At 67.5% G+C, this 7,436-nt stretch carries 8 protein-coding genes; 5 read left to right on the top strand and 3 right to left on the bottom strand.

Going from position 1 to position 7,436, the window contains the following annotated elements:
- Positions 1 to 279 precede the first annotated feature (279 nt).
- Positions 280 to 1,431, top strand: a complete 1,152-nt coding sequence (locus ACT53K_RS12710; RefSeq protein WP_476229030.1) for a glycosyltransferase family 4 protein — start codon at positions 280 to 282, stop codon at positions 1,429 to 1,431.
- Between the two features lie 9 nt (positions 1,432 to 1,440).
- On the opposite strand, the gene ACT53K_RS12705 is transcribed toward ACT53K_RS12710, so the two are convergent.
- The 3 genes from ACT53K_RS12705 to ubiM all read right to left on the bottom strand — a co-directional run bounded on the left by ACT53K_RS12705 (position 1,441) and on the right by ubiM (position 3,922).
- Complete coding sequence (locus tag ACT53K_RS12705) at positions 1,441 to 1,764, bottom strand: DUF2218 domain-containing protein (protein ID WP_476229029.1); 324 nt, start codon at positions 1,762 to 1,764, stop codon at positions 1,441 to 1,443.
- 72 nt (positions 1,765 to 1,836) lie between these two features.
- Positions 1,837 to 2,451, bottom strand: coding sequence for a PadR family transcriptional regulator (locus tag ACT53K_RS12700; RefSeq protein ID WP_476229028.1), 615 nt, complete (start codon positions 2,449 to 2,451; stop codon positions 1,837 to 1,839).
- A gap of 298 nt (positions 2,452 to 2,749) precedes the next feature.
- Entirely contained in the window at positions 2,750 to 3,922 is a 1,173-nt protein-coding gene (ubiM, locus tag ACT53K_RS12695; protein ID WP_476229027.1) for a 5-demethoxyubiquinol-8 5-hydroxylase UbiM, read from the bottom strand.
- A gap of 167 nt (positions 3,923 to 4,089) precedes the next feature.
- On the opposite strand from ubiM, the gene ACT53K_RS12690 reads away from it, so the two are divergent.
- The 4 genes from ACT53K_RS12690 (at position 4,090) to ACT53K_RS12675 (ending at position 7,415) form a co-directional block, all read left to right on the top strand.
- Positions 4,090 to 5,409 carry a replication-associated recombination protein A gene (locus ACT53K_RS12690; protein WP_476229026.1) on the top strand — a complete coding sequence of 440 codons (1,320 nt, stop codon included), beginning with the start codon at positions 4,090 to 4,092 and terminating at the stop codon, positions 5,407 to 5,409.
- A complete protein-coding gene (locus ACT53K_RS12685) occupies positions 5,402 to 5,749 on the top strand; it encodes a hypothetical protein (protein ID WP_476229025.1) in 348 nt (115 codons plus the stop codon). Before ACT53K_RS12690 ends, ACT53K_RS12685 begins: the two co-directional genes overlap by 8 nt.
- 59 nt (positions 5,750 to 5,808) lie before the next feature.
- Positions 5,809 to 6,606 carry a hypothetical protein gene (locus tag ACT53K_RS12680; protein ID WP_476229056.1) on the top strand — a complete coding sequence of 266 codons (798 nt, stop codon included), beginning with the start codon at positions 5,809 to 5,811 and terminating at the stop codon, positions 6,604 to 6,606.
- Between the two features lie 68 nt (positions 6,607 to 6,674).
- Positions 6,675 to 7,415 carry a copper homeostasis protein CutC gene (locus tag ACT53K_RS12675; RefSeq protein WP_476229024.1) on the top strand — a complete coding sequence of 247 codons (741 nt, stop codon included), beginning with the start codon at positions 6,675 to 6,677 and terminating at the stop codon, positions 7,413 to 7,415.
- Positions 7,416 to 7,436 lie beyond the last annotated feature (21 nt).

Here is a 7,436-nt window from a genome sequence, read left to right as displayed (position 1 = left end):
GGGCCGCGGGGGGGGGGGGGGCGGGGGCGTGGGGGGGGGGTGGCGCCCGCGCTCCCGCTCCGCGAGGCGGTGCGCGCGCCCCCCCCCCCCCCCCCCGCCCCCGGGGGGGGGGGGGGGCCCCCCCCCCCCCCCCGCGACGGGGAAGAAGCGCGTAGCCGGTCGGCCCCTCCCCTAACCCCTCCCGCAAGCGGAAGGGGAATACAGAAGCCGACTACGGGGTAGCGAGTGCCCCCCCGGCGCTTGCCCCATGCCCCGCGCCCGACTATGCCCCTCCCGCAAATGCAGCCATCCGATCTTCGTGTCGCGCTCTTCAGCGGCAATTACAATTATGTTCGCGACGGTGCGAACCAGTCGCTCAACAAGCTCGTCGGCTATTTGCTGCGGCAAGGCGTCACCATGCGCATCTACTCGCCGACCACCAGCACGCCGGCCTTTCCGCCGGTAGGCGATCTGGTGAGCGTACCGGCCTGGCCGGTGCCGGGCGGCCGTTCCGAATACAAGTTCGCCACCGGCCTGCCCGCCAGCATCCGCGAGGATCTGGAAGCGTTCGCGCCGAACATGATTCATGTCTCGGCGCCCGAGTTCCTGTGTCACCGCGCGGTCACCTGGGCCCGACAGCGGGACATTCCGGCGGTCGCCTCGTTCCATACCCGGTTCGAGACCTATCCCGCCTATTATCATCTCGGCTTTGTCGAGCCGCTGATCATCAATATCCTGACGCGCTTCTACAACCGGGTCGACGAAGTGGTGACGCCGGGCAAATCGACGGCCGACCTGATCCGCGGCTGGGGCGTGAAAACGCCGGTGCGCATCTGGTCGCGCGGCGTGGACCATGACCGTTTCAACCCCGCGCGCCGCAGCCTGGAATGGCGGCGCTCGCTGGGCATCCAGGATCACGAGTTCGCGGTCGGTTTCCTCGGCCGGCTGGTGCTGGAAAAGGGCCTCGATATCTTCGCGGCGGTTTGCAACACGCTGGCGCGCCAGGGCGTGCCGCACCGCGTGCTGGTGATCGGCGAAGGCCCGGCGCGGCAATGGTTTGCCGACCGGGTGCCGGAGGCGGTATTCGCCGGCTTCCAGCGCGGCGACGATCTGGCCCGCGCGGTCGCGTCGATGGATGTGCTGTTCAACCCTTCCGTTACCGAAACGTTCGGCAATGTGACGTCAGAGGCGATGGCCTGCGCGGTGCCGGTGGTGGCGGCACGCGCGACAGGCGCGATCGACCTGGTCGAACATGGCGTCAACGGCTTTCTGGTGCCCCCGCGCGACGTGCAGGCCTATGCCGACGCCATCGCCCAGTTGATCCGCGACCCCGGACTCGCTGCCTCAGCGGGGAAAGCCGGGCACGAAAAGGCGCAGGCCTATGTGTGGGACAAGGTCAACCAGTCGGTACTCGACAGCTATCTGGACGTGATGGCACGCCGGGGCAAATAGCCCCGTCGCTTATTGCCAGTCGTACTGCAGCTCGCCCTCGCGGAAGGCAAAGCGGTCGAGGTGGCGGGCAACCGCGCCCTTCAGCCCCTCCAGCTGCTCTGCCGCACTGGCGTCGATGCGAATGTCGAGCCCGGTTTCCACGACGTTGAACGTCACCACGGCATCGCCCGGAAAATCCATGCCGCGCGCGTCGCGAGGAAAGATCACGGTGCCGTTCTCGGGCGTGAATTCCACCTGCAGATTGTGCTGCCAGTGCTTGCACAGCTGCTGCAGGTAGCGGCTGGCCTTGTCGGTCGAAACCAGCGCATGGCTGGTGAATGGAACGCTCGTCATTTTCTTCTCCCTGGCCGCCGCCGGGGTGAGCCCCAGGCGGCGACGTAACATCTCGATCCGTGGCATGGTTGCTTACAGCCGTTCGATCTTGCGGGCGGCTTCGTCGAGGATCTCGGCGATGGCATGGAGCCGCTCGGGATCGCCCTCGCCATCGGCGGCGCTCGCCATCAGCACGGTCTTCAGGTTGTGCATCGCGCGGCGCACCGGGCCGCCGCTGGTACGGGCATGGCGCTCGCCCAGTTCCGCCAGCCGCTCGAACAGCGCGATGACTTCCTCGGCATGTTCGGCCAGATGCGCGCTGCCGGCTTCGGTGATGCCGAACTGCTTCTTCGCGCCTTCGCTCTTCTGCTCCTCGATCAGTTCCATATCGTCGAGCATGGTGAGCGTGGGATAGACGACGCCCGGACTGGGCGCATAAGCGCCGTTCGAACGCGCCTCGATCTCGCGGATCAGGTCATAGCCGTGGCGCGGTGCTTCCTCGATCAGCTTGAGCAGGATCAGACGAAGCTCGTCACCGCCGAACATGCGCCGGCCGCCGCGTCCGCCACGGCCGCGCTCACCGGCCATGGCAAAGCCCATGCCGAAGCCGCCGGGAAACTCCTCGCCCCAGCCGCCGCGCCCGCGCGGGCCGCCGTGCCGGCCATGATGATGGCCGTGATGGCCATGGTGGGAAAAATGGAAAAACATGAAATTTGCCTCTCTTGTACGAGTCGTGATGCGCACAAGATATATCTTGAAAGCATTTGTGCAAGGGGAAAAGATTCCAACCCTGCTCATAGGGCCCTCGCCTTCCATCTGCACCACTTCTTGGCTACCCTCCCTGCAAGGGAGGGGCCGGGGGTGGGTGCGCGCGTCTGCGCGCTCCGAAAGACTCTGCTTCTTGTGGTCAGCGAGTCCCGCCGCCTCACGGCGGCGGACCCACCCCTGGCCCCTCCCTTGCAGGGAGGGGAAATTGTAGACGTCCCCCGTCGGAGAACCCCCTAGCTCAATGCGTCAGCATCGCCCGGACGGTGGGGCGGACAAAGGGCAGCCCAGCCCCCAGCCGCAGCACGGCATGGCGCATCATCCGCGCCGTCGGCCGCTCGTCGGTGAACAGGCGGACCAGCAAATTGGTGCCGGTATAGAGCGGCTTGCACGCCGCCCGATGGCCGTTTTCGAACCGCCGCAGTACGGCCGGTGTCGCCGGATCGAGCCCGCGCCGTACCGCCTCCCGCACTTCGGCGGCGAGCAGCGCCTGCCCGCTGAGGCCGAGATTGAAGCCATGCGCCGTCACCGGATGCATCCCGACCGCAGCGTCGCCGATCAGGGCGGCGCGGCCGGTGACGAACTGATGCGCCCAGGTGGTGGCAAGCGGATAGACGTGGCGACTGCTGACCACCTCCATCTTGCGCAGCCGCTGACGGAAACGCCGGCTAAGGTCGCGGCCCAGCGCGACATCGTCGAACGCCGCCACCCGCCGCGCCGCTTCCTCGGGCAGCGTCAGCACGGCCCCGGCCATGTTCCCATTGAGCGGCAGCAGCGCGAGCGTCTGGCGGTGATCGAACCATTCCAGCGCAACGCTGTCGTGCGGCACTTCATGGCGCACGCGCACGACCATCATCGACCGGCCGAGCGGGTTGATGTCTGCGCGGATGCCCAGGCTCTCGCGCGTATGGGACAGCCGCGAATCCGCCACCACCAGCAGCTTGCCGCGCACGATTTCGCCCGAGGCGAGCAGCACCTCTGCCAGCGGGCCGGTCGCGCCCGAACGGGCATGCACCACCTCGGCGCCGGTGATCAGCCGTACGCCGGCCTGCCCCTTTACCGCTTCATACAGGGCGGCACGGATGCGGTGGTTCGGCACCAGATAGCCTAGCTGCCCGTCCTCCGCGCCACCTGCGTCAAAATTGAGTGCGAAGGGCGAATTGCCGTTCATCACCCGCGCCGCCCGGAGCGGGGCGATCTCCTCCACCGGAATGTGCGCCCAGGCGCCGAGCTGCGCGAGGATTCGCTGCGAACCATGAGTCAGCGCAATCTCGCGCCCGTCGAAGCGGGGCGCGGCCAGCGCGTCGGCCGGCATCCGTTCGAGCATCACGATGTTCAGCCCGCAATCGTCGAGCGAGCGCGCAAAGGCCAGGCCGGCCGGCCCGGCGCCCACGATGATGACGTCGCAGTCCATGTGGTGACTCCCTTCTGCTCACGGCATACGCTTTGCGCAATCACTCCCCTCCCGCTTGCGGGAGGGGAGCGGAATTACGGAAACCTGCACCGCCGCCGCCACCCCGGCCTTGCGCGCGATCAAGCGGCGGGATGCAAATTGCCGCGCACCGGCCTATCTACCGCCCGATGGCCGACCTTTTTGCCACCCATGAGTCCCCCGCCCCCGCCGACGACCGCACCGGCGGCCCGCTCGCCGATCGCCTGCGCCCGCAGCATCTGGACGAAGTCGTCGGGCAGGAACATCTGACCGGGCCGGAAGGCGCGATCGGGCGGATGGTGGCGGCCGGACGGCTCAGCTCGATCATCTTCTGGGGGCCGCCCGGGACGGGCAAGACCACCATGTCGCGGCTGCTCGCCGATGCGGTGGGGCTGCGGTTCGTGCCGATTTCGGCCGTCTTTTCAGGCGTGGCGGACCTGAAGAAGGTGTTCGCCGAAGCGCGCGACCATGCCCGGCTCGGCAAGCGCACCTTGCTGTTCGTCGACGAGATTCACCGCTTCAATCGCGCCCAGCAGGACGGTTTCCTGCCCTATGTCGAGGACGGCACGGTTACGCTGGTCGGGGCGACGACCGAGAACCCGTCGTTCGAGCTGAACGCCGCGCTGCTCAGCCGGGCGCAGGTGCTGATCCTCCACCGGCTGGGGCCGGAAGCGCTGGCGAAGCTGCTCGACCGTGCCGAGGCGCTGGAGGGGCGCCCCCTGGCGCTTACCCCCGAAGCGCGCGCGGCACTGGTGGCGAGCGCCGATGGCGACGGGCGCTTCCTGCTCAACCAGGCCGAGACGCTGTTTTCGGTGCAGTTCGAGGCGCCGCTCGATCCCGCCGCACTGTCAGGCTTCCTGCAGCGCCGCATGGCGGTGTACGACAAGGACCGCGAGGGGCATTACAACCTCATTTCCGCGCTCCACAAATCGGTGCGCGGCTCCGATCCGCAGGCGGCGCTCTATTATCTCGCCCGCATGCTGACCGCGGGCGAAGAGCCGCTCTATGTGCTGCGCCGGCTGGTGCGGATGGCGGTGGAAGATATCGGCATGGCCGATCCCAATGCGCTGGTGCAATGCATCGCGGCCAAGGATAGCTATGATTTCCTCGGCTCGCCCGAAGGCGAACTGGCGATCGTTCAGGCATGTCTCTACCTCGCAACCTCCCCCAAATCAAACGCCGCGTACAAGGCGCAGAAGGCAGCGTGGAAGGTGGCGAAGGAAACCGGCTCGCTGATGCCGCCGCAGAACATCCTGAATGCGCCCACCAAGCTTATGAAGACGATCGGCTATGGCCAGGGCTATACCTATGACCATGACGCCGACGGCGGCTTTTCGGGCGACAATTACTGGCCGGCGGAAATGGAGCCCCAGACCTTCTACACCCCCACCGACCGCGGCCACGAGAAGCGGGTGGCCGAGCGGCTCGCCTGGTGGGCAGAGATGCGGGAGAAAAGGCGCGATGGATGATTGGGACGATGTCTGCGCCTTTGCCTGCGAGTTGCCGGACGTGGTGATGGGCTCCTGGTGGAACAGGCCCTGCCCCAAACTCAACGACAAGGGGCTGGCCTCGCCCGGCCACGAACCCGGAAGCTTCGGTTTGATGGTCCGAAAGGACGAGAAGGTTCTGCTGCTCGAAACGGAGCCCGAGACCTTCTGGCAGACCGACCATTATCGCAATTTCCCGATGCTGCTCGTTCGCTACGGCACCCCGGCGCGCGAACGCATCGAACTCTATATCCGCCGCGCCTGGTGGGACCGCGCCAAAAAGGCGCAGCGGCGGGCTGCCGGAATGGAAGAGCGCCCCTGATCTTCACCGATTTCATCGCGATCGATTGGTCGGGTCAGGCGGTCGAGCGGCCCCGCGGGCTGGCGGTGGCGCATGCGCGCGCGGGCGATGCGGCGCCGGTGCTGATCGACGGCGACTGGTCGCGTGCCGACATCCTCGCCTTTCTTGAGAAACTTGCCGCATCGGGCACGCGCGCGCTGATCGGCCTCGATCTTTCCCCCGCCTTCCCCTTCGTCGATGCCGACAGCTATTTCCCCGGCTGGGCGGAGAGCCCAGCGGACGGGCCTGCGCTCTGGGCGCTGGTCGAGCGGCTGTGCGCGGGAGACGACCATCTCGCTGCGACCAGCTTCGTGCAGCATCCGGAGGCACGGCGGCATTTCCGCCAGATGGGCGATTGCGGCGACAGGTTCCCCGGCGGTCGCGGCCGGTTCCGCCTGTGCGAGCATGGCCAGGCGGCAATGGCGCTTTCTCCCTATAGCTGCTTCAATCTGGTGGGCGCCAGCCAGGTGGGCAAATCCAGCCTTACCGGCATGCGCGTGCTCCACCGGCTGCGGGGCAAGATCGGGCTATGGCCGTTCGATCCGCTGCCGGAGCACGGCCCGGTGCTGGTGGAAATCTACACCGCGCTTGCGGCGCGGCAGGCAGGGATGCGCAAGGGCGTTTCCAAAATCCGCGATGCCGCCACGCTGGACAGGATGCTGGCAGCCTTTGGATCGGCGCCGCATGCGCCGCTTCGCCGCTATGATGACCATGCTACCGACGCTATGCTGAGCGCTGCCTGGCTGCGCGTGGCGGCAGGGCAGGAATTGCTCTGGGCGCCCGCCGCACTGACGCCGCACCTTGCCCGCACCGAGGGATGGACTTTCGGCGTGGCGTGATTGCCAAGCGCCATCCCGGCGCGATAGGACTTTTGTAGAACCACAACGGGATAGGAGTTTTTGCCCGGATGCGTCCCCTGCTCGAAATTTGCGTGGAAGACGCCGCCGGTCTGGAAGCCGCTATCGCCGGAGGGGCCGACCGCATCGAGCTTTGCGCCGCGCTCTCGCTGGGCGGGCTGACGCCGCCCGAATCGCTGGTGCGCCTCGCCGCGGATGCGCCGGTGCCGGTACGGCTGCTCGCCCGCCCGCGCGAGGGCGATTTCCGCTACGGCCCGCAGGAAGCGGCTTTGGTGGCCGAAGACATCCGCCTCGCTGCCGAAGCCGGGCTGGACGGCGTCGTTATCGGCGCCAACACCGCCGAATATCGGCTGGATGAGGCGCTGCTCGCCGCCTGGGCGATCTATGCCCGCGCGCAGGGTGAGGCGCGCGGTCGGCCGCTTGGCCTGACGCTTCACCGCGCGATCGACCTTTGCCCCGACATCAGCGACGCGCTCGGCATAGCCATGGCGCTGGGCTTCGATCATGTGCTGACCTCGGGCGGAAAGCCGCGTGCCGTCGACGCGACCGAAACGCTGGCGATGCTGCAGCGACAGGGGGGCAAGAGCATCACCGTAATGGCAGGCAGCGGTGTCGATAGTACCACCCTGCCCGCCATCCTCGCGACGGGCGTTCGCGCCGTCCACGCCTCCTGCCGCCGCCCCGCCGCAACGATCGGCGAGCGCGAGCGCAGCTTCGGGTTTCAGGCGGATGTACGCCGCGTCACCGATGTCGCCACGGTCCGGGCACTGCGCGAAATGATCCATGCCTGAAACTTGCCCTTGAACAATACC

The organism is Sphingomonas sp. DMC8, from assembly GCF_056314185.1.
This window is presented reverse-complemented; position numbering and strand designations above follow the sequence as displayed.